General features: G+C 64.6%; 27 protein-coding genes. 13 read left to right on the forward strand and 14 right to left on the reverse strand.

Features of this window, described 5'->3' with window-relative positions:
• Window positions 1-4: 4 nt before the first annotated feature.
• Window positions 5-490, reverse strand: a complete 486-nt coding sequence (locus tag IPP90_02905; GenBank protein MBL0169667.1) for a GreA/GreB family elongation factor — start codon at window positions 488-490, stop codon at window positions 5-7.
• A 167-nt stretch (window positions 491-657) separates the two neighbouring features.
• On the opposite strand from IPP90_02905, the gene IPP90_02910 reads away from it, so the two are divergent.
• Entirely contained in the window at window positions 658-1,605 is a 948-nt protein-coding gene (locus tag IPP90_02910; GenBank protein ID MBL0169668.1) for a DUF1259 domain-containing protein, read from the forward strand.
• 175 nt (window positions 1,606-1,780) lie between these two features.
• Here the strand turns inward: IPP90_02910 and IPP90_02915 are convergent, their stop codons facing one another.
• Window positions 1,781-2,527 (reverse strand): TIGR00730 family Rossman fold protein, encoded by a 747-nt coding sequence (locus IPP90_02915; protein ID MBL0169669.1) that lies wholly within the window; start codon window positions 2,525-2,527, stop codon window positions 1,781-1,783.
• Between the two features lie 237 nt (window positions 2,528-2,764).
• Between IPP90_02915 and IPP90_02920 the strand changes: the two genes are divergently transcribed.
• Window positions 2,765-4,213 carry an alkaline phosphatase family protein gene (locus IPP90_02920; protein MBL0169670.1) on the forward strand — a complete coding sequence of 483 codons (1,449 nt, stop codon included), beginning with the start codon at window positions 2,765-2,767 and terminating at the stop codon, window positions 4,211-4,213.
• Window positions 4,214-4,255: 42 nt separating this feature from the next.
• On the opposite strand, the gene IPP90_02925 is transcribed toward IPP90_02920, so the two are convergent.
• Window positions 4,256-4,582 (reverse strand): nucleoside triphosphate pyrophosphohydrolase family protein, encoded by a 327-nt coding sequence (locus IPP90_02925; GenBank protein ID MBL0169671.1) that lies wholly within the window; start codon window positions 4,580-4,582, stop codon window positions 4,256-4,258.
• Between the two features lie 23 nt (window positions 4,583-4,605).
• Between IPP90_02925 and IPP90_02930 the strand changes: the two genes are divergently transcribed.
• Window positions 4,606-4,854, forward strand: coding sequence for a hypothetical protein (locus IPP90_02930; GenBank protein MBL0169672.1), 249 nt, complete (start codon window positions 4,606-4,608; stop codon window positions 4,852-4,854).
• 5 nt (window positions 4,855-4,859) lie between these two features.
• Window positions 4,860-5,948 carry a tRNA epoxyqueuosine(34) reductase QueG gene (queG, locus tag IPP90_02935; protein ID MBL0169673.1) on the forward strand — a complete coding sequence of 363 codons (1,089 nt, stop codon included), beginning with the start codon at window positions 4,860-4,862 and terminating at the stop codon, window positions 5,946-5,948.
• On the opposite strand, the gene IPP90_02940 is transcribed toward queG, so the two are convergent.
• The 3 genes from IPP90_02940 to IPP90_02950 form a co-directional block, all read right to left on the reverse strand.
• On the reverse strand, window positions 5,922-6,401 hold the full coding sequence (locus IPP90_02940) for a hypothetical protein (GenBank protein ID MBL0169674.1): 480 nt from the start codon (window positions 6,399-6,401) through the stop codon (window positions 5,922-5,924). The genes queG and IPP90_02940 overlap by 27 nt on opposite strands.
• Before the next feature lie 87 nt (window positions 6,402-6,488).
• Window positions 6,489-6,821, reverse strand: coding sequence for a DUF1778 domain-containing protein (locus IPP90_02945; GenBank protein ID MBL0169675.1), 333 nt, complete (start codon window positions 6,819-6,821; stop codon window positions 6,489-6,491).
• A gap of 749 nt (window positions 6,822-7,570) precedes the next feature.
• Complete coding sequence (locus IPP90_02950; GenBank protein ID MBL0169676.1) at window positions 7,571-9,208, reverse strand: Ig-like domain-containing protein; 1,638 nt, start codon at window positions 9,206-9,208, stop codon at window positions 7,571-7,573.
• A 163-nt stretch (window positions 9,209-9,371) separates the two neighbouring features.
• Here IPP90_02950 and IPP90_02955 point away from each other — a divergent pair, with 163 nt between their 5' ends.
• Window positions 9,372-9,656 carry a hypothetical protein gene (locus IPP90_02955; GenBank protein ID MBL0169677.1) on the forward strand — a complete coding sequence of 95 codons (285 nt, stop codon included), beginning with the start codon at window positions 9,372-9,374 and terminating at the stop codon, window positions 9,654-9,656.
• 153 nt (window positions 9,657-9,809) lie between these two features.
• Window positions 9,810-11,252 carry an amidase gene (locus IPP90_02960; protein ID MBL0169678.1) on the forward strand — a complete coding sequence of 481 codons (1,443 nt, stop codon included), beginning with the start codon at window positions 9,810-9,812 and terminating at the stop codon, window positions 11,250-11,252.
• 38 nt (window positions 11,253-11,290) lie between these two features.
• Here the strand turns inward: IPP90_02960 and IPP90_02965 are convergent, their stop codons facing one another.
• Window positions 11,291-12,856 carry an ATP-dependent DNA helicase RecQ gene (locus IPP90_02965; GenBank protein MBL0169679.1) on the reverse strand — a complete coding sequence of 522 codons (1,566 nt, stop codon included), beginning with the start codon at window positions 12,854-12,856 and terminating at the stop codon, window positions 11,291-11,293.
• 237 nt (window positions 12,857-13,093) lie between these two features.
• Here IPP90_02965 and IPP90_02970 point away from each other — a divergent pair, with 237 nt between their 5' ends.
• From IPP90_02970 to IPP90_02985, 4 genes are all read left to right on the forward strand, one after another.
• On the forward strand, window positions 13,094-13,726 hold the full coding sequence (locus tag IPP90_02970; GenBank protein ID MBL0169680.1) for a hypothetical protein: 633 nt from the start codon (window positions 13,094-13,096) through the stop codon (window positions 13,724-13,726).
• Window positions 13,723-14,031, forward strand: coding sequence for a type II toxin-antitoxin system VapB family antitoxin (locus IPP90_02975; protein ID MBL0169681.1), 309 nt, complete (start codon window positions 13,723-13,725; stop codon window positions 14,029-14,031). The genes IPP90_02970 and IPP90_02975 overlap by 4 nt, the downstream gene beginning before the upstream one ends.
• Window positions 14,028-14,462, forward strand: coding sequence for a PIN domain-containing protein (locus IPP90_02980; protein ID MBL0169682.1), 435 nt, complete (start codon window positions 14,028-14,030; stop codon window positions 14,460-14,462). The genes IPP90_02975 and IPP90_02980 overlap by 4 nt, the downstream gene beginning before the upstream one ends.
• Window positions 14,463-14,613: 151 nt before the next feature.
• The gene (locus IPP90_02985) at window positions 14,614-16,560 is read left to right on the forward strand and encodes a serine/threonine protein kinase (protein ID MBL0169683.1); all 1,947 of its coding nucleotides are present in this window, start codon (window positions 14,614-14,616) and stop codon (window positions 16,558-16,560) included.
• A gap of 5 nt (window positions 16,561-16,565) precedes the next feature.
• Here IPP90_02985 and IPP90_02990 read toward each other — a convergent pair whose 3' ends face one another.
• The 3 genes from IPP90_02990 to IPP90_03000 are packed head-to-tail and all read right to left on the reverse strand — an operon-like array spanning window position 16,566 to window position 18,328.
• Complete coding sequence (locus tag IPP90_02990; GenBank protein MBL0169684.1) at window positions 16,566-17,048, reverse strand: hypothetical protein; 483 nt, start codon at window positions 17,046-17,048, stop codon at window positions 16,566-16,568.
• Window positions 17,045-17,656 carry a transmembrane anchor protein gene (locus IPP90_02995; protein ID MBL0169685.1) on the reverse strand — a complete coding sequence of 204 codons (612 nt, stop codon included), beginning with the start codon at window positions 17,654-17,656 and terminating at the stop codon, window positions 17,045-17,047. Before IPP90_02995 ends, IPP90_02990 begins: the two co-directional genes overlap by 4 nt.
• Before the next feature lie 9 nt (window positions 17,657-17,665).
• On the reverse strand, window positions 17,666-18,328 hold the full coding sequence (locus IPP90_03000; GenBank protein MBL0169686.1) for a HupE/UreJ family protein: 663 nt from the start codon (window positions 18,326-18,328) through the stop codon (window positions 17,666-17,668).
• A gap of 237 nt (window positions 18,329-18,565) precedes the next feature.
• Here IPP90_03000 and IPP90_03005 point away from each other — a divergent pair, with 237 nt between their 5' ends.
• Both IPP90_03005 and IPP90_03010 read left to right on the forward strand, forming a co-directional pair.
• Window positions 18,566-19,105, forward strand: a complete 540-nt coding sequence (locus IPP90_03005; protein MBL0169687.1) for a DUF3365 domain-containing protein — start codon at window positions 18,566-18,568, stop codon at window positions 19,103-19,105.
• A gap of 13 nt (window positions 19,106-19,118) precedes the next feature.
• Window positions 19,119-19,400 carry a rhodanese-like domain-containing protein gene (locus IPP90_03010; protein MBL0169688.1) on the forward strand — a complete coding sequence of 94 codons (282 nt, stop codon included), beginning with the start codon at window positions 19,119-19,121 and terminating at the stop codon, window positions 19,398-19,400.
• A 23-nt stretch (window positions 19,401-19,423) separates the two neighbouring features.
• Here IPP90_03010 and IPP90_03015 read toward each other — a convergent pair whose 3' ends face one another.
• A complete protein-coding gene (locus IPP90_03015) occupies window positions 19,424-19,993 on the reverse strand; it encodes a DsrE family protein (protein ID MBL0169689.1) in 570 nt (189 codons plus the stop codon).
• 54 nt (window positions 19,994-20,047) lie between these two features.
• Entirely contained in the window at window positions 20,048-20,662 is a 615-nt protein-coding gene (locus IPP90_03020; GenBank protein MBL0169690.1) for a class I SAM-dependent methyltransferase, read from the reverse strand.
• A gap of 86 nt (window positions 20,663-20,748) precedes the next feature.
• Between IPP90_03020 and IPP90_03025 the strand changes: the two genes are divergently transcribed.
• Window positions 20,749-21,186, forward strand: coding sequence for an OsmC family protein (locus IPP90_03025; GenBank protein MBL0169691.1), 438 nt, complete (start codon window positions 20,749-20,751; stop codon window positions 21,184-21,186).
• 9 nt (window positions 21,187-21,195) lie between these two features.
• On the opposite strand, the gene IPP90_03030 is transcribed toward IPP90_03025, so the two are convergent.
• Both IPP90_03030 and IPP90_03035 read right to left on the reverse strand, forming a co-directional pair.
• Window positions 21,196-23,109, reverse strand: a complete 1,914-nt coding sequence (locus tag IPP90_03030) for a protein kinase (GenBank protein ID MBL0169692.1) — start codon at window positions 23,107-23,109, stop codon at window positions 21,196-21,198.
• Complete coding sequence (locus tag IPP90_03035) at window positions 23,106-25,517, reverse strand: Stp1/IreP family PP2C-type Ser/Thr phosphatase (GenBank protein ID MBL0169693.1); 2,412 nt, start codon at window positions 25,515-25,517, stop codon at window positions 23,106-23,108. Before IPP90_03035 ends, IPP90_03030 begins: the two co-directional genes overlap by 4 nt.
• Window positions 25,518-25,531: the final 14 nt, after the last annotated feature.

Consider the following 25,531-nt stretch of genomic DNA (forward strand, 5'->3'; position numbering starts at 1 on the left):
CTCCTCAGCCGAGTTCGTCGGCGCTGCGATCGTGAATCGTGACCAGTTCAACAATCACCAGACGGCGGATACGCGTAGGCAGCTTGAAGATCGTCTTCTCGCCGACCCCCTTCCCCTGCAAGGCACTACCAATCGGCGACGACATCGTGACATGCCCTTCCTGCAACTCGCCGGCGTCACCGAATACGAGTTCGTAGCTTTCGCGCTGTTTGGTCGCTTCGTCTTCCACCACCACGCGCGAGCCCAATCCAACCTTGTCGGGCGAAATCTGCCCGATGTCGATGTTGGCCAGCTTGGTCACGCGCTGCGTGAGCTGTCCCAGTCTTGCCTGCACGAACTGCTGGCGCTCCAACGCGGCCTTGTACTCGCTGTTCTCCTTCAGGTCGCCGAGTTCGACGGCTTTCCGGATGTCGTGCGGCAACGTGACGTTGAGCTCGTACGAGAGCTTCTCAACTTCACGGGCCATCTTGGCGATGAGTTCCTGGAACATGCGCGGGTGTGCTGTGGTCCGGACAAACGGCGAGCGCCCGGCCGTTTCCGGGCCGGGCGCGCTGGTTCCTTCAAATATGGCATGGAGAGGGTGGGGTTCAACCCCGATCGCCTCCTCGCAGCATGGGCGATCGGTAGATTGATGCACGTCCCTTCCCGGAGTACCCCATGCCCAGCGTCCTGTCCCGCCTGATCCGCGCCGTGGTGGCCCCTGCCCTGGCGACCGCCGTGTTCTCCGCGTGTGCGGGACACCCCGGCGGCGCACACACCGCAGCGGCACCTGTCGCCACCGTTGACTGGTCCGCAGTTGACGCGGCGATGGGTCGCGCCAGCGTTGCGCAGTCGGACAATGTGCACCGCTTCAACATGCCGCGCAGCGATCTGCGCGTCACGGTTGACGGTGTCGTGCTGCGGCCGTCCTTCGCGCTGGGCAGTTGGCTGGCCATGAAACCGGTGGCCGACGGCGTCATGGCGATGGGGGACCTCGTGCTGACCGCCGATGAAATCGAACCGGTGTTGACGCGCCTTCAGGCGGGTGGCATCGAACAGACGGCAATCCACCATCACGTCATACGCGAGTCGCCGCGCGTGCTCTATGTGCACGTCCACGGGCACGGCAATCCGGTTGCCATCGCGCGTGCCGTCCACGACGCCGTCGCACTCACGGCTACTCCTCCCGCAGCCGCACCGGCGTCGGCCACCGTCGTGGCGTTCCCGCTCGATACCATTGCCCTGGTGCGTGCCCTCGGGTACGCGGGTCGCGTGAATGGTGGCGTGTACCAGGTAACCGTGCCGCGCACTGAAGTCATTCGTGACGGCGGCGTGGTCATCCCCGCCATCATGGGACTGGGGACGGCCATCAATTTCCAACCCACCGGCGATGGCAAGGCGGCGATTACGGGCGACTTCGTGCTCACCGCCGCGGAAGTGAATCCGGTGATTCGCGCGTTACGTGACGGTGGTATTGAAGTGACGTCGCTGCACAATCATCTGCTCAATGATGAGCCGCGGCTGTTCTTCATGCATTTCTGGGCCAACGATGATGCAATCCGGTTGGCGCAGGTGCTGCGCGGCGCGTTGGCCCGAACCGCCAGCGCACCGTCGACAATTCGATGAACCAGTGCGCAATGTTCAGTCCCCACCCCTAACTCCCATTCGCCCCAACCGATTTTACCGCAAAGTGCGCGAAGTGTGTGCGAAGGCGAAAACGGAAGTCGCAGATCGGGCTTCGCGAACTTGGCGTACTTCGCGGTAAGAAGCCTCTCGCCCCGCCGACACCGCCGGACGCAGCTCACCGCACCACCCCCTTGAACGCCTCCTGCGCCGCATGCGCATCAATCACCGCCTGTGCTGCCTCGGCCGGATCGTCTGTCAGCAGCACCAAGTCCAGGTCGCCAGCCGAGATCTTCCCTTCACCCACCAGGCGTGACGTAATCCACCGCACCAGTCCCGCCCAGTAGTGTCGGCCGAACAGGATGACCGGAAACTGATAGATCTTGCCGGTCTGGATCAACGTGAGGGCCTCGAACAGTTCATCCAGTGTGCCGAAGCCGCCCGGGAAGATGATGAACGCATTGGAGTACTTGATGAACATCGTCTTGCGAACGAAGAAATACCGGAAGTTCACCAGCGTATCCACGTACGGATTGGCGCCCTGCTCAAACGGCAGTTCGATGTTGCATCCCACCGAGTGTCCGCCGCCCTCCTTGGCGCCCTTGTTGGCCGCCTCCATGATGCCAGGACCCGCACCGGTAATGATCGAGAATCCTTTCTCCGCCAGCAGCTTGGCCGTTTCGCGCGCCGCATCATATTGCGGGTCGTCCGGGCCCGTGCGCGCTGACCCGAAGATGGTCACGCCTTTCGTGATGCCGGCCAGCGCATCGAATCCTTCGACAAACTCCGACGTAATGCGCATGACACGCCACGGATCGGTCGTGGTGAACAAGCCGAGGTCGGACTGCGGCGACTGCAGCAGCTTCTCGTCCTCCGTCAGCATCGGTCGGTCGCGGATGTCCTGGTCAATCAATCGTGGGTCCATGCGCCGCACCTTGCGCGCGCCACTGGACACCAGCGCCGACTCATCCGGCAGGCGCCCCGCCTTGCGATGCCCCTCGCTGGTACGCTCCTTCAGCCCTTCCAGCGACTCGTGTTCGGCGCGCGTGCGCGAATCCGGCGAGGCTTTCTTGCCGGTGGCCGTGCGCGGTTGGGATTTCCGTGGTTTCGCCATGAGGACGCAAGAGGGTGTTCAGCGCGCTCCCGGCAGCAGGGCCGGGAGATGACAACGCGAGCTACTGCGCATGATACCGCCCGGACGCCGCGTTTGCTGGTGGTAGTGGCCGACGGCGTGCGCCCGGATGTACTGGCCGACGAAATGGACGGCGGACGATTGCCCGCCCTTGCCGCACTGCGAGCGGCGGGTGGTATGCACCACATCAGCAGTTCGTTCCCGTCGGTAACGGGTCCCGCCTATGCACCGTTCGTCATGGGACGGCATCCGGCGCACGTAGGCATGCCGGGACTGCGCTGGTACGATCGCGCGCGGGCACTGCGTTGGTCTCGCGCGCGCAGCTACTCGGGCATTGATATCTGGCACGTCGACGGTGACCTCGACCCTCGGGCACCGACATTGTACGATCTGGCGACACCCTCGTTGGCGGGGCTGATGATGATCGCGCGAGGCGCGACGCAGGGTCGCATCGGGCGCGGGGTGGGGTGGTCCATTCGCGCCGCATATGCTCATTTTCGAGGAGACCTTGAAGGGTGGCGGCGGGTGGAGCAGGCGGCCGTCAATGAGTTCATGCGCCGATTCGAACGCGTCCCGCCGCGTCTGTCCATGCTGGGGTTGTTGAGCCCCGACAAACTCGCGCACGCCTACGGTGGCGACTCCGGCGTGGTGCGCGACAGCCTGCAGGACATCGAGGCCGCCATTGCGCGTGCACGCCATGTGGCGGCATCGGGCGGGTGGGGCGACACACTGCATGTGTGGGTGGTGGGTGATCACGGACACGCGTCGGTGGACAACCACGACGACCTGCATGGCTGGCTGGATGGACTGGGATATCGTGTCCTCGCGCACCCGCACATGCACGTGCGAAACGCCGACATCGCGTTGATGGTGGGTGGCAACGCCATGGCGCACGTGTATCTCGAACTCGAACAGCGATCCCGACACTGGTGGCCGCAGCTTTCCTTGCGCTGGCAGCGGGTGCTGGACGGACTGCTGACGCGCCCGTCCGTCGACCTCGCGGCCGTAGCGATCGATGCGAACACCGTGCAGGTGCATCACGCGCGCCGCGGTACCGCTGAGATTCGACGAAGCCACGAAGGGCACGACGCGCGCTGGTCGTACCAAGCGTCCGATGGTGATCCGTTGCAGCTTGGCGGTTCACTGCCCGATCTCGATGCGAACGCCGCCTGGCACGCGTGCGCCGACTCACCGTATCCCGATGCCATTGTGCAACTGGCGTCGCTGGTGCCAACGCCGCGTGGCGGCGATATCGTGATCTCCGCGGCGCCCGATTGGGACTTGCGCGCGCGCTTCGAACCAACGGTTCATGTCTCAACTCACGGGGCGCTGCTGCGGGAGCAGATGCTGGTGCCGCTCTTGTTGGACGCGCCGCCCGCGCGGCTGCCGCAGCGCACCACCGATGTGGTGCCGAGCGCGCTGGCACTGCTGGGGATCGATGCGGGGTCGGTGCCGTTCGACGGGCGGAGCTACCTGTAGTCGCGGGACGACGCGGGCCATGCCGTCGGCGCTCGCCGTCGGTTACTCCGTCCGGTTGCGACTGCGCTCGGTATCGAACCCCTCGGGATAGCGCTTGCGCAGCTTGTCGATGTTGCGCTGCGCGATGTCATCCAACGACAGCCCCAGCACCGTGGCAAAGGCGCCGATATACCACAGGCAGTCGCCAAGCTCCTTGGCCAACGCATCCTGATCCAGCGGCGTGGCGTGAAACAGGTGCTTCTTGATGATCTCGGCCGTCTCGCCGGCCTCACCCGTCAGCCCCAACGCCGCGTTGGCGAGTTGCTGCTCATGGGTACGATCGCGGCCCAGGGTGCGGGCGGCCAGTTCCTGATACTCGTTCATGTTCATGGGGCAATAATGTACATTCCAAAATGCCCTGGCTGCGACTGACCGGCGTGCTGACCCTGCGCGCGCTCCTCAACCCGTTCCTCGCCATCGACCTGCTGCGCGTGGCGTGGCGGTTCCGGCATCGGCATTGGTACCGGCGTTTTCCGTTCCTGCCCTTGCCGGCGCAGAGTTATCTCCGGTGGCGCATGTATACGGCCTACGGCGATGAGGGGGCGATGCCGCCCGCGGAGGACGTGATCGCCTTTGCCCGTTGGGTGGGTCGGCAGCCGTAGGCGCGGTGGTCACTTCCGCAGATCGCCGGTCGTTATCGGAGCGTCTCAAGGCGCAGGCCTACGGACTGGGCTTCGACTTGGCCGGCATCGCCGAGTTGGGTGAACCGGCCACGCGCGATCGGTTTGATGCGTGGCTGGCCGCTGGACACCACGGTGAAATGGCGTATCTCGATGGCGACGGCGCGGAATTGCGCCGCGATGCGCGACGGCCGCACGTCGGCGCCACGCATGCATTGGTTGTGGCCATGTCGTATGGCGGTCGTGAACCCAGCGGTCCGATCGCGCGGTACGCGCGCGGTGACGACTACCATGAGTTGCTGCGTGAGCGTGTGCGCCAATTGCATCACTGGCTGGAACGCGAAACAGGAAAGACCATCAACGCGCGCCCGTACGTCGACTCGGGCCCGATACTGGAGCGCGATCTTGCCCGGCGCGCAGGGCTGGGGTGGTTCGGCAAGAACACGCTGCTCATCAGTCCGCGCATCGGGTCGTTCTTCTTCCTGGCGTCGTTGTTCGTGGAGTTTCCGTTGGAGCCGGACGCGCCGTTCGAGGCCGACCGCTGTGGCACCTGCACGCGCTGCCTTGACGCCTGTCCCACTGACGCGTTTGCGGGACCACGTGACCTTGATGCCAGCAAGTGCATCTCATATCTGACCATCGAGCTCAAGGGGGACATTCCGGAGCATTTACGCCAGGCGATGGGGGCGCTGGTGTTCGGGTGCGACATCTGTCAGGAGGTGTGTCCGTGGAACGTGACGTTCACGACGGAGCTGCGTGAGCCGGCGTTCGCGTCGCGCGAGATGTTTCTCGATGCGGGATCACGCGAGGGCACGCGGGCGTTGGCGCGCGAGATCTTGACGATGGACGCCGCAGATTACGCGGCGGCGTTCAAGGGCGGCGCGATCAAGCGCGCCAAGCTGTGGATGCTCAAGCGGAACGCGTGTGTGGTGCTGGGGAACATCGGTACCACCGACGATGTTTCGGTGCTCGAGGCGATGCTGGCGCATGAGCACGAGGTCGTGCGCGAACAGGCGGCGTGGGCGATGGCACAGGTGCAGCAGCGCCGCTTACAACTTCATCGCCAAGCGGAGTGACCTCGGATCCGTTGGGGCGAGCCGAGTTAAGCCGAAGTTGAGGCCCAGATACCAGTGCATGAGTTGCTCGTTCTTGGGATCCACCACGAGCAGGGGGCCAGCGGTCGTATCGCGCAGCGCCCTTGCCTGTGCGATCGCCGAGGCCACGAGCGGCGCACCGAGCCCATGGCCTTGGTGCTGCACGGCGACGCCCATCTTTCCGAGCAGCCATCCCCCGATAGATAGGTACGGCGCGTGGACGCCTATGCGCTCCATGAGCAATGGCGACAGGCGTACGCTGACGGGCGACAACGTAAAAAATCCGACGATGGCGTCGTTGAGCGCGTTCGCGTTGGTGTCCTCAACGACCCACACCGCCGACAGTCGTGCGGCTTGCTCAATCAGTGCCTGCTCGCGGAGATAGCGGTCGATCTCGGAAGCGCCGGGGCGCGTCCCGCATGTGAACGCCGCCACAGGGTGGTTCGCATCAAGTCGAATCAGCTTCCACGATTGCTGCATTGGGATTTGTGTAGCAGGAAGAATTCGACGCCTCTGTCTCTGTTATACGGCCGACCGAGCGCCGGGCTGATCTGACGCGGCACCCCACAGGGTGTCCGCCCACGCCGTGGCCTGCTCGAGCGCCGGCGTCACGACTGCCGGGGACGCCAAGATGCGCAACAACTCAACTTGCTCCGTCGGGGTGAGCGTGAGCTCTTGAGTCGCCACAATGTCCATGGCCACCTTTTCGGCGAGCATCTCGAGGACGTACTCGCTCAAACTCTCGCCTTTGGCCTTCGCGACGGTCTCCGCATGCCGCTTGAGCGCGGTCGAGATCCTGGTCTCAAACCGCTCGTCCGCTGGCAGCGCCAGATACGCTTGTGCGGCGGATGTCATGTTCCTCTCTCCCTCTTGTGATCGCGACTGACAATGCGCCCGATATGTCCGGGCGCTGTCCGTACACTACATAAACCTAGTGCCGACGTCAACGTCCGTATGGCATCCGTACGTCTCAAGACGATCCTGATCACGCCGCGTAACGCCAGCGAAGCCGACGGGAGTCCACAATCGCGACGAGCATCAGTAGCGGCTAAACCCTTGTTTTTGTTAGGGTTAAAGAGCCTGTCCGGAGTTCGACAAGAAAACGGTTTTGCCGACAGATGTCCTAGGAGGTGTGTCCGTGGAACCTGTCCTTCGCGCAAGAACTCCCAGCAACTGCCTTCTCGGCGCGAGGGATTCGCATGGGCGCGCGGGGCCCCGGGGGGCGGGGTTCAGCGCGCGCTGGCCGGGGGCCCCGGGCAGGAATTGGCGCGTAATGCAGCCGTCGAGCTGGGCAATATTGGTACACGCGACGACATGCCTGCGCTTGAAGGGGGACTGAGGCACGACGAGCCACTTGTGCGCGAGCACGCGGCATGGGCATGGGCACAGATTGCAGAGCGCGAGGGCCACGCAAAAGTCGATGTGCGTACGTAGTGCCGACATCGATTGCGGCGCTCGCACGGGCGGCGGCGGCGTGTACGGCGCGCGAGATCCAGATGACTCGGCAACGTCGGAACCGCGGAAGATCTGCCTCTGTTGGAGGCACTACCGTCGAACCGTGACCACATCGTGCGAACGCACGCGGCGTGGACGTTCGCTCTACGTCACGGCGAATAGCTGTACGACCAGTACGGCCCCGCAATCGGGTTACCGAGCGTGCGCACGCCTCCGCGGACGTACGGGATCAACCAAGCGTAGCCCTGCAATGCGCGATCCCGCACCACCACACTGCTGGCGAAGCTCGCCACGTCAATACGTTGTAGTGTGGCGCCTTGATAGAACGCGCCGTCGCCCCCGCCACCAGCCGTTCGCATAAGCCAAAGTGTGCGCGTGCCACCGCCGCCAGTCACGGTGAAGTCCAGCACCACGCCTTCCCCAGGCACCGCGAGAATCACCCGTGGAGTGAACGTCCTCGCCGCGGAGCCGAACCACACCGTCGTCGGTGCATTGCCGAAGCTGACCGCAGGTTCGTGTCCTCCAGCAACGACGTCAAGGTAGCCATCGCCATCGACATCGACACATTCAACCGAGTAGTACGATCCCGTGACAGATGACAATGGGGACGCCGCATCCGCAGTGGCGACTCCTTCGACACTGATATCGAACACGCGAATCCCGGTCCCGTCTGTCAACAGGAGCTTCATGCCGCCGGTCCGGTGGAGATCGCAGAGCGCGCCGCCGTGACCGAACGCGACGGGCGTACCGAGCTGACGTTGCACGTACGAACCATTCGGCTGACTGAGCAGAATCAGGTTACGCTCGCCGGGAAACGGCGGCGCGTCGTACCCGTGACAAATGAGGACGATGTCTGGACGTCGGTCGCGATTGATATCGGCGACGAGAGCCTTGCGCGTAATGATACAGTTCGGCGCGTCGACCGAGACACTCACGGACGTGGGCGCCCAATTCCGGTTCGGAGATGTCAGCGGCTGCGATGATGAGTCGGCGCGCAGCGACCACCAATCCGCGTTGCCGGGACGCGCTTCGGCGATCGGCCGGGAGGAGTTGGTGACACTCTGGGCCGTGAACAGCATGAGCGTGCCGTTGCCGAGGAAATCGCCGAACGCCAGCGCTGGCGCCCCGTACGGGAACACCGTGGGCCACCATCCTGCACTCTTGAAATTATCGTACGACGTCGGTGCCACCGGTATATGAGAGACGGCGCTGACGGTCTGCGTGCCCTGGCCACCGCTTCCGGTGCACCGCAAACTCCACGTCATCGATCCAGTAGTATCGAGCAGCACCCGGGCGGTGCCGGTCGCGGGTCGAGCGCCAGACCACCGACCTGACGCATCACACCCGTTGGCATCGTTGGCCTGCCATGAGATAGTGGCCGTATCGCCACGAACCGGGTAGGTGTTCAAACCGGAGATCTGCAAACTGATGGACGGCGCCGCGAGGACGGTCACCTCGGCGATACCGGATCTGCCTTCGCTGGTGGCCATCACGGTGGTCTGTCCAGGACGCACCGCCGTTGCCAGTCCCGTACCGGACACGGTTGCAATCGTGGCGTCGGTTGACGCCCAGGTAACCACTCGATCGGGCAGTGCCGTCCCGTCCGCAGCCCGCGCCAGCGCGGCAAGCTGCTGCGTCTGCCCCACCGGAATGGATGTGGTCGTCGGCGTCATTGACACACTGGCAACAGCCATGCGATAGGGTTCGGCGAGCTCGCCGGCCTTGGAGCAGCCGCACAGGAACACCGAGATCAGCAGGGCGAGTGCGTAGACGTTTGTGGATGGCATGGGTAGCAATATGACGCGCCTGCAAGAGGTGTGCGAGAATGCGCCAGCTCGTGCAGAACGGCCTGACGGTGGCGTCGGCGAGCGCAACGTTCGACGGGTCTGTTCGCAGACTGGCAGCCCACGTGTCTTGCCCGTACGTTTGCGAATCCATGCCCCCGGCCGAATGACCAGTACAGTTCCCGAACGACTCGCTGTCGCGCTCGCTGATCGGTATGTCATTGACCGCGAACTTGGCCGCGGCGGCATGGCCACCGTGTATCTCGCGCGCGACGTGCGCCACGCGCGGCAGGTGGCCATCAAGGTGCTGCACCCCGAACTCGCCGCCGTGCTCGGCGCCGAGCGTTGCCTGGCCGAGATCAGGACGACGGCCAACCTGCAGCACCCGCACATCCTGCCGTTGTTCGGAGTGCGGAACTTCTTCGAGGGCCCAAGGCCAGAGTGTCCGTGAAGCGCTGAACACCACACGCACGACGAACCGGAACTGCCGATGAACGACACGCCATCCGACGGCCTCAGTCGTCGCGCCTTCAGCCAGCTGCTCGGCGCCGCCGCACTCACCGGCGCATTGCCGAATGCGGCGCGTGGTGTAGCGTCATCCCCCATGGACACCTCCGAACAATCCGCTCTCCTGCCGCCCGCGGTCGGCGATGAACTGTGCGACCTCACCGCCGTCGATCTCGCCGCGCGCATCCGCCGCAAGCAGGTGTCGGCGCGCGACGTCATGGCCGCGCATCTCGCGCGCATCGACCGCGTGAACCCGACCATCAACGCCATCGTCACGTTGGTCGCTGATCGCGCCATGGCCGATGCCGCGAAGGCCGACGAGCATCAGGCGCGCGGCGGCGTGCTCGGGCCCCTGCATGGGCTCCCGGTGGCGCACAAGGACCTCGTGAACACCGCGGGCATCCGCACCACGTTCGGCTCTCCGCTCTATCGCGACAACGTGCCCACCGTCGATGCCCTCATTGTCCAGCGGGTGCGCGCCGCTGGCGCCATCACTCTCGGCAAGACCAACACGCCCGAATGGGGTGCCGGCTCAAACACCTTCAACGCCGTGTTCGGCGACACGCTCAATCCCTACAACACCGCCAAGACCGTCGGAGGCAGCAGTGGCGGCGCGGCCGCCGCACTGCGTTGTGGCATGGTACCGATTGCGGGCGGGAGCGACACCGGTGGTTCCCTCCGCAATCCGGCGGCATTCAACAACATCGTGGGATTCCGCCCGTCGCTCGGTCGCGTCCCCGATGACGACGGCTCGTGGTCGCCGCTCTCCACCGGCGGGCCAATGGCCCGCACCGTCGCCGATGTGGCGCTGTTCCTGAGCTGCATGGTCGGGCATCACAACCCCGATCCCCTCTGCCTCGATGAAACGGGCGCCACGTTCCGCGCACCGCTCGCGCGCAATGTGAAGGGCACCAGGATCGCGTGGTACAAGAACCTTGGCGGCATTCCGTTCGAGTCCGAGATCACGCGTGTCGTCAGCACCAATCGGCAGACGTTCCTCGACCTCGGCTGCGTGGTCGAGGAGGCCGAACCAGACTTCACGGGCGTCGATGAGGCGTTCCCGATTCTGCGACATCTGTCGTATCACTCGCGCTATGCGAAACAAGCGCGCGAAAATCCCACCATGTTCAAGGACACGGTCAAGTGGGAGATCTCCGAGTGCGAGCGGAACTCGGGTGCGGACGTGGCGCGGGCGGCCGCGCGACAGGCGCAGATGTACCTGGACGTCAGCCGCTTCTTTGACCGGTACGATTACTTCGTGCTTCCCGTGACCCAGGTGGAGCCGTTCGATATCACGACGGAGTATCCTACCTCGGTGGCCGGCGTGCCGATGCCCACATACATCGACTGGATGCGCTCCTGCTGGTACGTCACGTTCATGGCGTCGCCATGCATCTCGGTGCCCGGCGGGTTCACGGCCAGTGGCTTGCCGGTCGGACTGCAGATTGTCGGACGACCGCGCAACGACTTTGGACTGTTGCAGATGGCCTACGCGTTTGAACAGGCGACGAATCACGGCGCGCGCCGACCGGCGCTCTGAGTGAGCCACGCACGCCGTGACTGCGAGGGAATGGACGGTCAGCTCTCGAGCAGCACGCGCAGGAACTCATCGCCATACCGCTCCAGCTTGGCCTCACCAACGCCCGGCACCTGCAATAGCTCGCGCCGGGACGTTGGCCGCCGGGCCACCATCTCCAGCAGCACCTTGTCGCCGAACACGATGTAGGCCGGAACGCCGGCGTCATCGGCCAGCTGTCGTCGCACGACACGCAGTCGCTCGAACAGATCCCGCTCATCGTCGTCCAGCGTTGCGGCATCAGGCCCGCGCGACGTCCGACCGCTCACGCCCCCGCTCGCCGCAGCGCGCCGTCCGCGCACCGTACTTGCCTGCGACTCGACCAGCTCGGCGATGCGCACGTCGATGCGCTGACCGGTACACACGTCGCAGGCGCTCCCGCAGGGCGTGATAATCTCATCGAAGTGCGCCACCAGCGCCTGATGCCGGCAGCGCGTGCGCTCCACCAGGTCAAACAGCGCCACCGTCGCCGCGCGGGTGCGCGCGCGGACGTCTTCGTCGTCCAGTCCGTCCAAAAAACGTTCGTGCAGCTTCACGTCGGCCCACGAATAGAACAGCACGCAGTCGCTGGGCAAGCCATCACGCCCGGCGCGGCCGATCTCCTGATACCACGACTCGATGTCCTTTGGCATGTCGCGGTGAATCACGAATCGAACATTCGACTTGTCGATGCCCATGCCGAACGCCACCGTCGCGACAATCACATCAATATCATCGCGCTGAAACGCCTCCTGATTGCGCGCGCGTTCATCGGACTCCAGACCGGCGTGATAGGGGAGCGCCCGGATGCCCTGCGACGTCAAAAACTCGGCGGTCTGCTCCACGCCTTTCCGGCTCTGGCAATACACAATGCCGCTCTCGCCGGCATGCGCGCGAATGAGTGCGAGCATTTCCGTGCGCGTGTTACCGCCCTGCCCTTTCTTGCGCGTGGCAATCTGCAGGTTGGGGCGAAAAAACGATCCCTTGAATCCGGCGGGCTTACGCATGCCGAGTTGTCGCAGGATGTCCAACGCCACGCGCCGAGTGGCGGTAGCGGTCAGCGCGAGCACCGGCACATCGAGCTGTTCCTTAAGACCCTGCAGGCGCCGATACGACGGGCGAAAGTCATGCCCCCACTGGCTGATGCAGTGCGCTTCATCCACCACCAGCAGCGAAATGGGACACCCGCGTACGAAGTCGCCCAGGTAGCCGTCGAGCGCTTCAGGCGCGAGGAACACCAGTTCGTACTTGCCGGCGCGAAATGCGTCCATGCGGGCGCGGCGTTCGTCGGGTGATAACGTGGAGTTGATGGCCGCTACCGAGAATCCCAGCCCCGCCACCGCGTCCACCTGATCTTTCATCAGCGAGATGAGCGGCGAAATCACCAGCACCGTGCCATCGAGCAGCCGCGCCGGCAACTGATAGGTGAGCGACTTGCCGGCGCCTGTTGGCATCAGGGCAATGCAATCCTTGCCGGCCAATACCGCGTCGATAACCTCACGCTGTCCGGGCCGGAATTCATCGAAGCCGAAAACGTCGCGCAGAACGTCTTCGGGCGTGCGGGCCGCGGTGGAGTGGTGGTGGGGCAAGGCTGTGAGGGTAATCAGTGTTCGGTCGTGAACGCGGAACCATGCTGAGTCCGGTGCATCAGGTCCCTACCACAACGTAGTGACGGGGCCCGTCACGTGCCGCGACTTCGGCTATTGTAGCCGCTGCGGCCATCAGGCAGGGCTCAGGCGTGCTTTCGGTTTGACACGCACGATTTCGATGACACACGGTGCGCGGGCGGACGCCATCCTTGGTGAATCCTTCACCTGGAGGCTCGTATGCTGTACACCGTTCGCTGCAAAGGTCGTGTACTCGGCACGACTGAACTCGAGTTCGAACCCCCTGTACCGGGCCAGCATTCCGGCTGGTTCCATCCCACGCCCGGCGCGGAGCGCCAGCTCGATCTGATATCGATCGGATACCCGCTGATAGACTGGTGGCTGATGCGTGCCGAGTCGCCCCCGAAGGGAGTCCCCCTCATTCTGCCGGACTTCCCGACTTCCCCCGAGTGCGAGGCCATCTCGTCGGCTATCGCGGCGCGTCTGCACTTCGTACTCTCGCTGCATCGCGCAGACGGGTCCGAACTGGCGACACGGGATATCATCCTGCAGGACCGGCACTATTGGCCGGCCCCCTGGATTGACGACCTGGATCCGTACGAGGGGCTCGACGCCCAACAGATCGCGGCGCTCGATGCCGATGTCGAGCATGACATCGCACTGTTCCGCGAATGGCATCCAGCGTCGACCGGCGACTCGCCGAGCACCGACGGCAAAGACCGCGCATTGGACGACGCCCTCAGCGCCATTTCGCAGCACGCGGCGCAGACCCGCTATCAGGTGTACGTACGTCTGGTCGACCCGCGCGATGTCCCGCGATACTCCGGGTGGTTCTCGGGGTTGTCCGAATGACCGCCCGCCCATCCAGGCGTTGCCAACCGTCGCCTGATCGAGTATGGTTCACCCATATGAAAACCACGGTTGATATATCCGACGCACTGTTTGAGAGTGCACGGCGACTGGCCACACGGCGAGGGAGCACGATGCGCGCCCTCATTGAGGAGGGGCTGCGCGCCGTGCTGCAGGCCCATCGTGTCGCACCGGCCCGCTATGCACTTCGGGACGCCAGCGTCGCGGGCGACGGCCTCGTGGACGGCGTTGAGCTGGGCGACTGGGGGCAGGTCCGCGCGCTGATCTACGACGAGGCCGCCCGGTGATTGCCGTGGACACGAACGTCCTCGTGCAAGCGCATCGACAGGATACGCCGTTCCACCGGGCGGCCAAAGACACGTTGGAGCAGCTGGCAGCCGGCCCATCACCGTGGGCCATTCCCTGGCCGTGCGTTCACGAGTTCCTGGCCATCGTGACCCATCCGCGCATCTTTCGGACGCCCTCCCCGCTCACTGCCGCCTGTGATCAAGTGGACGCCTGGCTTGAGGTGCCCACGATACGGCTGCTGAGCGAGGATCGGGACGCCCATTGGCCAAGTCTCAAGCCGTTGCTGATCAGCGGGCGTATCGCCGGTCCGCGTGTCCACGACGCGCGGGTGGCGGCGCTCTGCCTGGCGTACGGCGTGTCAACCTTCCTGAGCGCCGATCGGGACTTCAGCCGATTCCCTGCGCTCGATGTGCGCAATCCGCTGGTGTGACGATCGGCCATTCTGCGCACTACGCCTCCAATAGCATCAACAATCCTTCTGGTGGGCGGCCGACGAGAGACCTCGTCGCCTACTTTGCCGGTAAGTACTTTTGTATCTGAATCCTCCGATCGGTATCGGCGACGCAGCGGGCATTTCTCACGTGACACATCCCTCCCCCGAGTTCCTCGACCTGCAGACCGCGCTGGCCGGCGAGTACTCGCTCCAGCGCGAGCTCGGTCGCGGTGGAATGGGCGTCGTCTATCTCGCGCGCGATGTGCAGTTGGATCGCGACGTCGCCATCAAGGTGCTGCCGTCGCACCTGTCGCTTACGGCCGAGTCGCGCGAACGCTTCGTGCGTGAGGCCCGTACGGCCGCCGGACTGTCACACCCCCACATCGTCCCCATTCATCGCGTCGGTGAAGCGGGCGGCTTTGTGTTCTTCGTCATGAGCTACGTGGACGGCGAGACGCTTGGCGAGCGACTCCGCGCGCGCGGCCCGCTGTCGCCGGCCGACGCCACCCGCGTGCTGCGCGAAGTCGCCTGGGCACTCGCGTACGCGCACGGCCGCGGCATCGTCCATCGGGACATCAAGCCGGACAACATCCTGCTGGAGGCCGGCACCGGCAGAGCACTGGTCACCGACTTCGGCATCGCGCATCGCGGTGCACAGGCTCGTGAGGCAACCGGCGCGGGGATGATCATGGGGACGGCGCATTTCATGAGTCCCGAGCAAGCGGCCAATAGCCCGGTCGACGGGCGCAGCGACCTCTACTCACTCGGCGTGGTCGGCTATCTCGCCGTCAGCGGCCGACTCCCCTTCAACGAAACAAGCGTACCGGCGCTGCTCGCGCGTCAGGCCACCGAGGCGTCACCTGAAGTCGTGCGTGCCGCACCCGGTTTGCCGCCGACCCTTGCCGCCGCCATCGATCGATGTCTCGACCGCGACCCCACGCGTCGGTTCATAGACGGCGAGGCCTTGGCAGCGGCGCTCGCTCCCACGCCTGACGTACGGCCAGTATTGCCGCCGATGTTGCGCGTCTGGCTTGGTGCACGGAATCCCCTCCTCGTCCCTTACCTGGGATGGTCAGGAGGATTCGGCGCCCTCACCCTCGCCAACCTCATCGCCTGGGTGACTGGCAACCGACCCGCCGGGCCAGCGGACATCGTGGTTCTTGCCGCGATCGCGTCACTGCCGCTGCTCCCAATCGTCGGCTTCCACCTCAATCAAGCGCGTCGACAGTTCCAGGCCGGACACACGCTCGCTGACTTGCGTTCCGCACTGGAAATCGCGCGCCGTGAGCGGGAAGAGACCGAATCACTTACCCGAGACACAGGGCAAAGCACCGCCCGGCGACTCCTGCGCGTCGGCACAATGGCCTCGGCGGGCTGGCTTGCCGTCAGCTTCGGGCTGCTCCTTGGTGGTGTCATCCACGAAAATGGGCGTGGGGCCAAAGTTTTCGGCGTGACGTTGGGAGCGGCGTTCATTTTCGCGCCCGTGCTCAGCACGATGCTGCTTGGTGCGATCAGCAACGCACTCGATGTGCAGTTCATTCCCGCCACGATCCGCAACGGATGGCAAGCGGGAATTCGTGAGCGTCTCTGGACCAGCGGGGCGGGAAGGTGGCTCGCGCGACGTCTCGGGGCCCCGGAGCAATCGCGCGCAGTGGGCGGCGGTGTATTCCGGCCCACTGAAGCGGTCCTTGGTGTCGCCGCGTCGGAGCTCTTTGCGGCGCTGCCGAAATCCTTCCGCGAACAACTCGCCGAGTTACCCGCGACCGTCGCGGCGCTGGAGGCCAATGCGGCCGAGGCGAGAGCGGAGCTTGAGGTGTTGGCGGCACTTGCCCCGCACGGGTCCGGCAACGCCGAGGCGCTTGTGCGTCGACGGAGCACGGCCACCGCGCATCTGGCCGCGAGCGTCGGGGCATTGGAAGGCATCCGACTCGATCTGCTGCGCCTGCATGCGGGCGCGAACGATCTGGCCCCCCTCACGACATTGATTGGTGCCGCGCGGCTGCTCGGCGACGACCTGAGCCGGCTTGCCGACGCCCAACGCGAGGTGGACGACGTGCTTGAGCGGCGTCCACTCGGTGCGGCACGGATTCCTTGAACCGCTCACTCCGCCAACAGCAAATCACCACACGCGACAATCTTGCCCATGTTCGCTGCCGATTCGTGAATGTTCACGTAGTACTCCCCGCTGTCCGGTAGCGCCAGACGCAAGACGGAGTTGCCCTCGGCCGCGCCTTTGGTATTCACGATGAGCGGCGTGTAGGCGGTCGCCGCGCCCAGCACGGCACCGCCCTTGGCACAACTGCCAACATGCACATGCCAGGGACGCACCGCGCCGGCAATGTCGCCCGCGTATTTCACCACGGCGCTGGTGGTACCAACGGTCTTGCCCGCTTCCATGGCAATCACGCCACGAATCTTTGATCCGTTCTTGCCCATCACCATGCCGTCCCACGCCACGTGCCGCCGGACCAGTCCATAGGCCAGTGACGAGGAGAGGCCCAGCAGCATCGTGCCGACAATCATGCTTCGCTTCACCGTCGTCTCCTTGAGTGGTGGTGCGGGTGAGCGCGTCAGGCGCGTCACTTGATCTCTCTCAACTCCTGATACTCGCCGCGCGTCTTCAGCGTGATCGTGACCATGCCCTCCGACCGATTGCGCCAGAACCACCCGTGCATGCCGTCGAACGCGGCCACCAGATCACCCTGCTCTCCATCGGAAATGCCGCGTCCATAACTGTGCGAGAATCCCTTGGGTGCATTGGGCGGCTCGCCATGCGCGTTGTACGTCACATCAGGGCTGCTGGCCCGCCACGCGTACGTCGCTCGCTGATTGAGGCGCATGGCCAGCTTGAGTTCAATACTCTTGCCCGGCGCGAGGGTCACGGTCATCGAGTCGCGCCACCCATCGGCCGGCACGGCAGCGATGACGGCGCCACGCGGATCTGCTGCGCCCGACACCAACGCCTTCTCTACCGCCGATGCCTCCTGAGCCTCGCGAGCCAGGGCCATCTTGATCCGACCCATTTCCGTGAGTCCCAGCATCCGCCCAATGCCCGTCGGATCGACGGCATATTCTGCAGGCAGGACCACCGTGACCAGCAGCGCGGCCGCGACCGCCAGCGCCACCACGGTCGAGCGCAGCAGCGCGCGTGATGAAGGCAGCGCATCCAAATCGGGCGTGACCTGATGCATGCGTCGCTCCTAACCTCGACGAGTGACAAAGAAACCTGCGAGCTGATATCCCACGAGCAGGAAACCCGCCGACATGATCACCACGTTGGCCGCGTAGGCGTGCCGCATGAAGCCCGCCGTACGACGCCAGTATCCCATGACGATCAGGATGGCGCTGAGCGCCAGCAACTGGCCCATCTCCACACCCACGTTGAACGCCAGCAGATTCGGGACCAGCCCCTCCGAAGCCATTTCGAAGTCCAACAGCTTGGTGGCCAGACCAAACCCGTGACATAGGCCGAAGATCATGGTGGCCGCCTTGGTGTTGGGTTGCACCCCGAGCCAGCGTTGGAAGGCTCCGAGGTTATCAAGCGCCTTGTACACGACACTGAACCCGATGATCGCGTCGATCACATACGCGTTCACACTGACACCGGACATCACGCCGAACAACAACGTCAGCGAATGTCCCACGGCGAACAGTGTCACGTACACCGCGATGTCCTTCAGGCGATACAGAAAGAAGATCACGCCGAGCAGAAAGAGCAGGTGGTCGTAACCGGTAACCATGTGCTTGGCGCCCAGATACATGAACGGGATGATGCGGGTGCCGAACGTCTCCTGGATGTAGCCCTTGTCGCCGGCGGTAACGCCATGAGCAAACGCGTCGAGTGGGAGCAGGACCGACCACATCACCGCGGCGCTCACCCATCGCCATTGGTGGCGCCGCTGGCGCTCGGCTGCGGCGGGAACCGCTCGTCTACTCAATCGGCGTGGATGCATCATGCCCATGGTCTGAAGACAAGGAGCGCAGTGAGGGTTTCCGCACCCTCGCGTACAGGACCACCCGACCGCGCCGCGTGGCCGGTGCCGCGAGGTTTCGGTTATCGGTGCCGGGCGTCCGTACACTTCGGTCAGGATGTTGCCAGGATGAAAATACTCACATTGCTCGCATTTGCCCTTCCGTCGTTGGCCCAGGCCCAAAGTGGGGAGACACTCGGCAAGGCCGTCGCGGAGATGGAACGACTTGACGCACTGCGCTCGACACTCGCGGCCGCGTTCGCACAGTCCGGCGCGCCGGCCAATCAGAAGTCGTTTGGCGAGGTGTGCAAGCCTGTAGGGCAATCCATGCAGCAGGGCGCGGCAACCAACGGATGGACCGCGCGGCAACTCGCAACTCGCTTCCGCAATCCGGCCAACGCTCCGGATCCCGAAGCCGAAGCCCAACTGCGCCGCTTCCAACTGGATCCGCTGGTCCGTGCCGTGCTGCTCAACACGACGATGAATGGTCGGCCGGGTGTGCGGTACTTGCGTCGGATTACCGTGGAGTCATCCTGTTTGCGCTGTCACGGAAACAAAGCCACCCGCCCCGCGTTTGTCGTCGAGAACTACCAGCAGGATCGCGCGTACGGGTTTCGCGTTGGAGATTTGCGCGGCGTGTACAGCGTGTTCATGCCGTCCACACCCTGATCCGCCACCTCACATGCCGTCATATCGCCGCAAGCCCGTCGACCTCGTCATCGACGTCCGCTCCCGTCTCGAATTCTGGTTGGGGCATCTCGACGGCGCCGTGTGCATCCCGGTTGGCAAACTGGCCAACGCCATGTCCAAACGCGCTGACATCGGCAAGGACGCGCGTATTCTCGTGTATTGCGCGAGCGGCGCGCGCTCGGCGATTGCCGCCAGCGCGCTCACGTCACTCGGCTACCGTCGCGTGACAGACGCCGGCGCCATTACGCAGGCTCGGCAGGCCTACGAGCGGTAACAACCGCCACCGTGGCTCGCCCCTCACCACGGATTGAACTGATAGCCGTCGGCTTGCAGCACATTGATCGCGGTCATCGCCGAGATGGCGACTTTCACGCCCGGAATCAGTTCCTCGCGACGGATTCCGCGCGACCCGGCGGTTTGTCCGCACAGCACCAGCTGTGCGCCGTGCTGCACGAGCTCTTCCACCAGGCGCCGACTCGGGTTAAGCGCCCCGCCGAACCGGGCGGCGAACGCGGAGTCAGTCAGCAGAGCCTGCCATCCGCTGCCATGCACGACCGCGGCAGTGCGGATACGATCCTCGGAGTATCCATGCCGTGCATGGAGGTTGTAGAAGCGCGCCACCGTCGTGAGCTGCGCATTCACTCTCACGGAGTCGCTGCCGCCGGCATCAATCAGGAAGACGGCCTTGAACACATGCCCCTCGGGCACCACAAACGTCGGGTTGTCGACCTTGATCGACATGCCCGTGCTCTGGATGACGGGGCCGGATGGCTGCTGACCCGGGATCGCTTGTGCCGAGACGGCAACCGGCACCCACCATACAAGTGCCACGAGCAGCGTTGACCGCGCCATTGAGGCTGCCTGCATCGTACACCACCTGAAGTTGAAGGGTAAAAGCCGCGAGTAGAGGTCCGCCGATAATCATACGCGCTGTGCCACGAAGCGAGTCACGTGCGCATCCCCGCGGTGTCCGGGGCCCTCATCGAGGTGGGTTTCCCCTTCCCATGCGACGCACTCATCGAACACCGCATCGGGTACGCCGGCGACGTCTGCGCGGAGCATGTCCAGTGTGTACAGCATGGTCACGTCCTTGGGACCGCCGCTGGCACGACCGAGTTGGCGGGGATGAAACGCCTCGAGAATCAGCACACCACCCGCACGAAGGCCCGCCAGCAGCTGCCGATGGATCGAGGTGCGCACCAATGGTGGAAAGTGCACGTACACGAGGACTAACGCGTAAGAGCTTCGCGCCGTTGGCCTCCACAGCCCCAGATCGGCGCACACCGTTTCGATCGACACCCCGCGCTCGCTGGCAAGAGCCTGAGCCTTGGCAAGTCCCACTGTCGAGTTGTCCACGGACGTGACGCGATGCCCTTGCTCGGCCAGCCACACCCCGTTGCGGCCCTCACCATCACCGGGCACCAGCACGGTGCTGTTGGGTGCCAGGCGCGTTGCCTGTTCGCGCAAGAAAGCGTTTGGCGAGGTGCCGTACTTGAATTCAGCGGCAGAGAACTGCTGATCCCAGAAGGACATGATTGGCGGGTGGGACTCGAATTCGTTATAGTATGACTATATCATTATATTGTAACGCTGATTTTACAAGAGCCGACCCCGGAGTCCCCATGAGCACCCTCGTCACGGTCACGCAGCAGCAGGACTATCAGTTTCGCGTCGATTTCGGCACTGCCGTTCCGTCACTCCTGGCCGACGAGCCCGCCCCGCTGGGGACCGGTCTTGGACCGTCCCCCAGCCAGCTACTGCTGGCCGCCGTCGCGAATTGCCTCACGGCCAGCCTGCTCTTCGCCATGCGCAAGTTCAAGCAGGACCCTGGCGGCATTCAGGCCACGGCCAGCGCCCGCATCGAACGCAACGACGAGAAGCGATTGCGCGTCCAGGAAATCACCGTCGCGATTACCCTTGGCAAACCCGGTGCTGAAATCGATCAGCTCGACCGCATTCTCTCGCAGTTCGAGAATTTCTGCACGGTGTCGCAGAGCGTGCGTCAGGGGATTCCGATTGTGGTGACCGTCGACGACGGGGCGGCGGTGCGCGTGAAATAGTCCACCGGGCTACCGGAACTTCGGTGAGCCGATCACCTGCGCCGACACGAGGTTCCAGTCCCCGGCATCGCGACTCAGATCGATCGCAAATTGCGCCACCGTTTTCCGGTTGGCGCCAAACGGTGACCGGAAGTTCAGCGTGGCGTCGAACTGCGCCGACCCACCGCCTTCGGCTCGAGACCGGTTGGTCACGTTGACGTCCGACACTTCCACCCGCCCGGCTCGCAACAGCGCGATCAGCTGATCGTGAACAGATCGATTGGTTCCGGATGCCAGCAGCAGTCGCTCAACGGTTGCCACATCGCGGTCTCGAATGGCCTGCACGAAGAACTCGACCTTTCGCGCGACCTCGGCGCGAAAGCCTGCCTCAGGCGAGACCGCTTCGGCCGGTTTGGATACCACTGGCGGCACAGCGATAATTTCCGGCGGCGCTTCCCCGTGCGGCACGACGGGTTGAGGCTCCTGTGGCCGAGACACCTTGGGAGTGTCCGCCGGCCGTCGACCCCGCCCTCCACTGGGGGGAATGGTGGGAGGCGTCGGAACAGGCTTTCCGCCACCCACGTCCTGAAGGCCGCCGACTTTCGGGATCTGCACACCTCCTCGCGCCGGCGGTTCCACTACGCCGCCGCCCTGAGGCGTGGTCCGTTGAGTGGTGTCTCCCAAACTACCTCGGACAGGAGTTCCCCCCACTGGCGTCTTGCTGTCGTTGCCGTCATCGGGCCCAGCCGACATGTATTTGAGCGCGCTCGCGCCGGTTGCCACAAACAGCAACGCACCGGTCAGCCAGCGCCGCCGGTCGTACTGCCACTTCCGCCCTTCGCGTGCCAACCATCCACCCGTCGGGACGGTCGGCGATTCGGCCGTCGTGAACGACGCCTCCAATCCCAGTCGCGTTGCGGGTACGTCGTGCACAGCAGCTGCCGCATACCGTGTTTCGGGCATGCCGTCCGACGCAGCGGGCGTGCTCGACGCGACTCGGGTGGGTGGCATGCCCGCCGCCACCGATGCCACTACCGGTGCGGCCGCCGGGGTGGCCACGGCCGCCGACTCGCGCGACTCGACGTCAATGCGCGTAGGCGGTACTGCGGCGTGGGCGACCTTTCGTGGCCCCGCCTGCAACGCGTCGCGCAGCGACGCGCGCATGGTGGCGGCATTGAAGAAGCGATCCTCGCGCGCCTTCGCCATGGCCTTGAGGACAATCGCGTCCACGGCGTCCGGCACATCCTTCACGATGGCACTTGGCGGCGTCGGCGGCTCGTGCAGCTGTTTCATCATCAGCGCATAGTCACTGTCCGCCTCAAAGGCCATGCGTCCGGTGATGAGTTCGAACAACACGGCGCCCAGTGCGTACAGGTCGGCACGTCCATCCACGTCTTCACCGCGCAGTTGCTCGGGCGCCATGTACATCGGGGTGCCCACCGCGTGACCGAATTGTGTCTGCCGGTCACGTCCCACCACGCGCGCAATGCCGAAATCCATGACCTTGATCAGGCCGGTGCTGGAGAGCATCACATTGGCCGGCTTGATGTCGCGGTGCACGACACCCTTGTCATGCGCGTGGTCAAGCGCATCGCAGATCTCGACACAGATCTCCACCGCGCGCACCCACGAGAGCCCGCCAGACCTCGCCACCACCTGTTCGAGCGTCTCGCCCCGCACGTATTCCATGATCATCACGTAGTCGACGCCGTTGCGTTCGAGTCCGTGCAGCGTGGCAATTCGCGGGTGATTGAGGCGCGCCAGCGCGATCGCTTCGGCGCGAAAGCGCTCAATGAGACTGGCTTGCCCCGCCAGTTCACTGCGGAGCACTTTCAGCGCAACTTCACGGTCGAGCAATTCGTCGACCGCGCGGTACACGGCGCCCATCCCGCCGTCGCCAAGCTTCTCGACAATGCGATAATTGCCCACCACCGTCCCGATCACGGCGTCACCTCAACGACCCGAGTGGCTTTCACCGGAGCGCTCCCGTTGGACGAGGCGCTCATGGCCAGTACCGCGACGGAAATGTTGTCAAACCCACCATGGTCGCGGGCGAGCGACACCAGTCGATCGCACGCCTCCTGCGTGCCGTACGACAGCACGGCCCCAAGGATGTCGGCGTCCTCCACCAGGTCGTACAATCCGTCCGAACAGATGAGGAAGCGGTCGTTGGCGCGCACGCCAAACGGCTGCGGCCAACTGGTGACCTGGACATCGCGTCGCACGCCGAGCGCGCGCAGAATGACGTTCTTGTCAGGATGATGACGTGCTTCCTCGCGGCTGATGATCCCGCGCCGCACCAGTTCCATCACTTCCGAGTGATCCTCGGTCATCAGAAAAATGTCGCGGTCCCGCACCAGGTACAGTCGGGAATCGCCAACGTGCGCGCAGTAGGCCTGGTCACCCTTCACCAGCAAGGCGGTGCACGTGGTGCCCATCCCTTTCAGTTTTTCATCCTGCTGGGATGCGTCGTAGACGGTGCGATTGGCCTTTTCGACTGCGCGCGCCAATGATGCCGCCGGATCCTTGGCGTCCTCGCGGAAATGTTGCTCGATGGCGTCAATCGCCAGGCGACTCGCCACTTCACCACCCTCATGTCCACCCATGCCGTCGCACACCACGGCCAGCACGCCCACGCTCGCCAGCTGGTCCGGTGCGTCGGGCCGAATCACGCGAATGGCGTCTTCGTTACCGGTCCGCACGCACCCGGTATCAGTGGCAATACCGGATTCGCTGCGCAGCACCGGGCGGGCGCCGGACGCATCAACGGCCGTCAACTCCTGCGTGGACTTGATCGCGGGTGCGCCCGATGAACCGTTGCCGCCAAACAAGCGGCGAAAGAACAGCGCGGCGCCGGCCAAGGCCAACGGGGGCGCGTCGAGAGGTGATTGGGCGGGAACCGCGGGCGCTTTTGGCGGGGCCTCGCGTGCCAACGGAGTCGCTCCGTCCTCCGGCAGGTTTTCGTGCACGACACGCTCGAGTTGGTAGGAGTACTCCGGCTTGCCAATCAGCACGGGAAATTTCACCAGTGAATCGCGGTAGCCGGGACGTTTGAGAATCAGCTGCACTTCGCTCCCGATCTGCCGGGTCACAGTAAAAGGCGTCGTACCAACTTTCCGCCCTTCAATCCACACCTCCGCCGGCAGCTCAAGTGTTTTCACCGAAACGGTCTGGCTGTCGGTGACCGGGGTGGGCGAATAGTCGAACACGGTGGGAGGCACGACCAACTCCACCGGGCCAGGCACCACGGCCACCGTGTCACGGCCAACCAACGTGTCGGCATCCGAGTGCTTGATGTCGCGCGGCGTCAGGCTATACGCGAACAGACCGACCACCGTGGCCAGTCCCAGCACGACGGTCACGGTCGACGCATGCTGCCGTGACAACATTTGGAGCTGTTCACGACGCTCCGGTTTGATGCCCCACGCCGCCGCCCTGGCGCGAAACGATGCGAGCATCGGCGACAGGGGCAGGGGCACCGGCAACATCGCCCGCGCGGGCGCACGTGGTGCCGCAGCCGGCGTCACCGTTGGCGCGCTGATCGACTGCAGGTCACTCAGGATGGCACTGGCCGTCTGGTAGCGCGCTTCCAGTCGCACCGTCAGGCACTGGGCAATGATGCGGTCCACGGCGGGCGAGACGCTGCGATGCGACCGCGATGCCGGCGAGTAGTCGGCGGCGAGTATCCGTTCCGTGAGCTGCGCCACGCCGCCACCATCAAACGGCAGGCGCCCGGTCAGCATCTCGTAGAGCAACACCCCCAGCGCCCACAGATCAGAGCGGGACTCGGCGATGCCGCTCCGCAACTGTTCCGGAGACAAGTAGTGCCACGTGCCGATGACGGCACCAGCGGCCGTCAGCTTGGGGCTCTGGGCTGACTTCGCGATGCCGAAATCCAGCAATCGCGGCGATCCGTCGCGCGCAATCTTCACGTTGGACGACTTGATGTCGCGATGCAGGACGCCACGCTGATGCATGTAACCCACGGCATCAACGATGGCCGCAAACAGCGGAAGTGCCTCACGGGGCGAAAGTCCACCGCGCTGTCGGATACGACTTTCCAGTGAATCGCCTTCGATGTACTCCATGGCGATGGCCGGCGCGTCGTCGGACTCGATGAACTCCCGCATCGCGGCAATGTTCGGATGCCGCAACGCGGCATGAATGCGCGCTTCGTTCCGGAAGCGTTGCAGCATGTCCGCTCCCTGCGCGTTGAGGAGCAGCTTGACGGCCACGATCTCCCCGGTTCGCACGTGCGCGGCGCGATACACCTCGCCCATGCCACCGGCGCCGATGAAGTCCAGGAGCCGGTAGTGTCCGATTGTCGTGTTCGCGAAGTCGCCGGCGGACATCAGTGAAGACTCTG

The organism is Gemmatimonadaceae bacterium, assembly GCA_016720905.1.
GTDB lineage: Bacteria > Gemmatimonadota > Gemmatimonadetes > Gemmatimonadales > Gemmatimonadaceae > Gemmatimonas.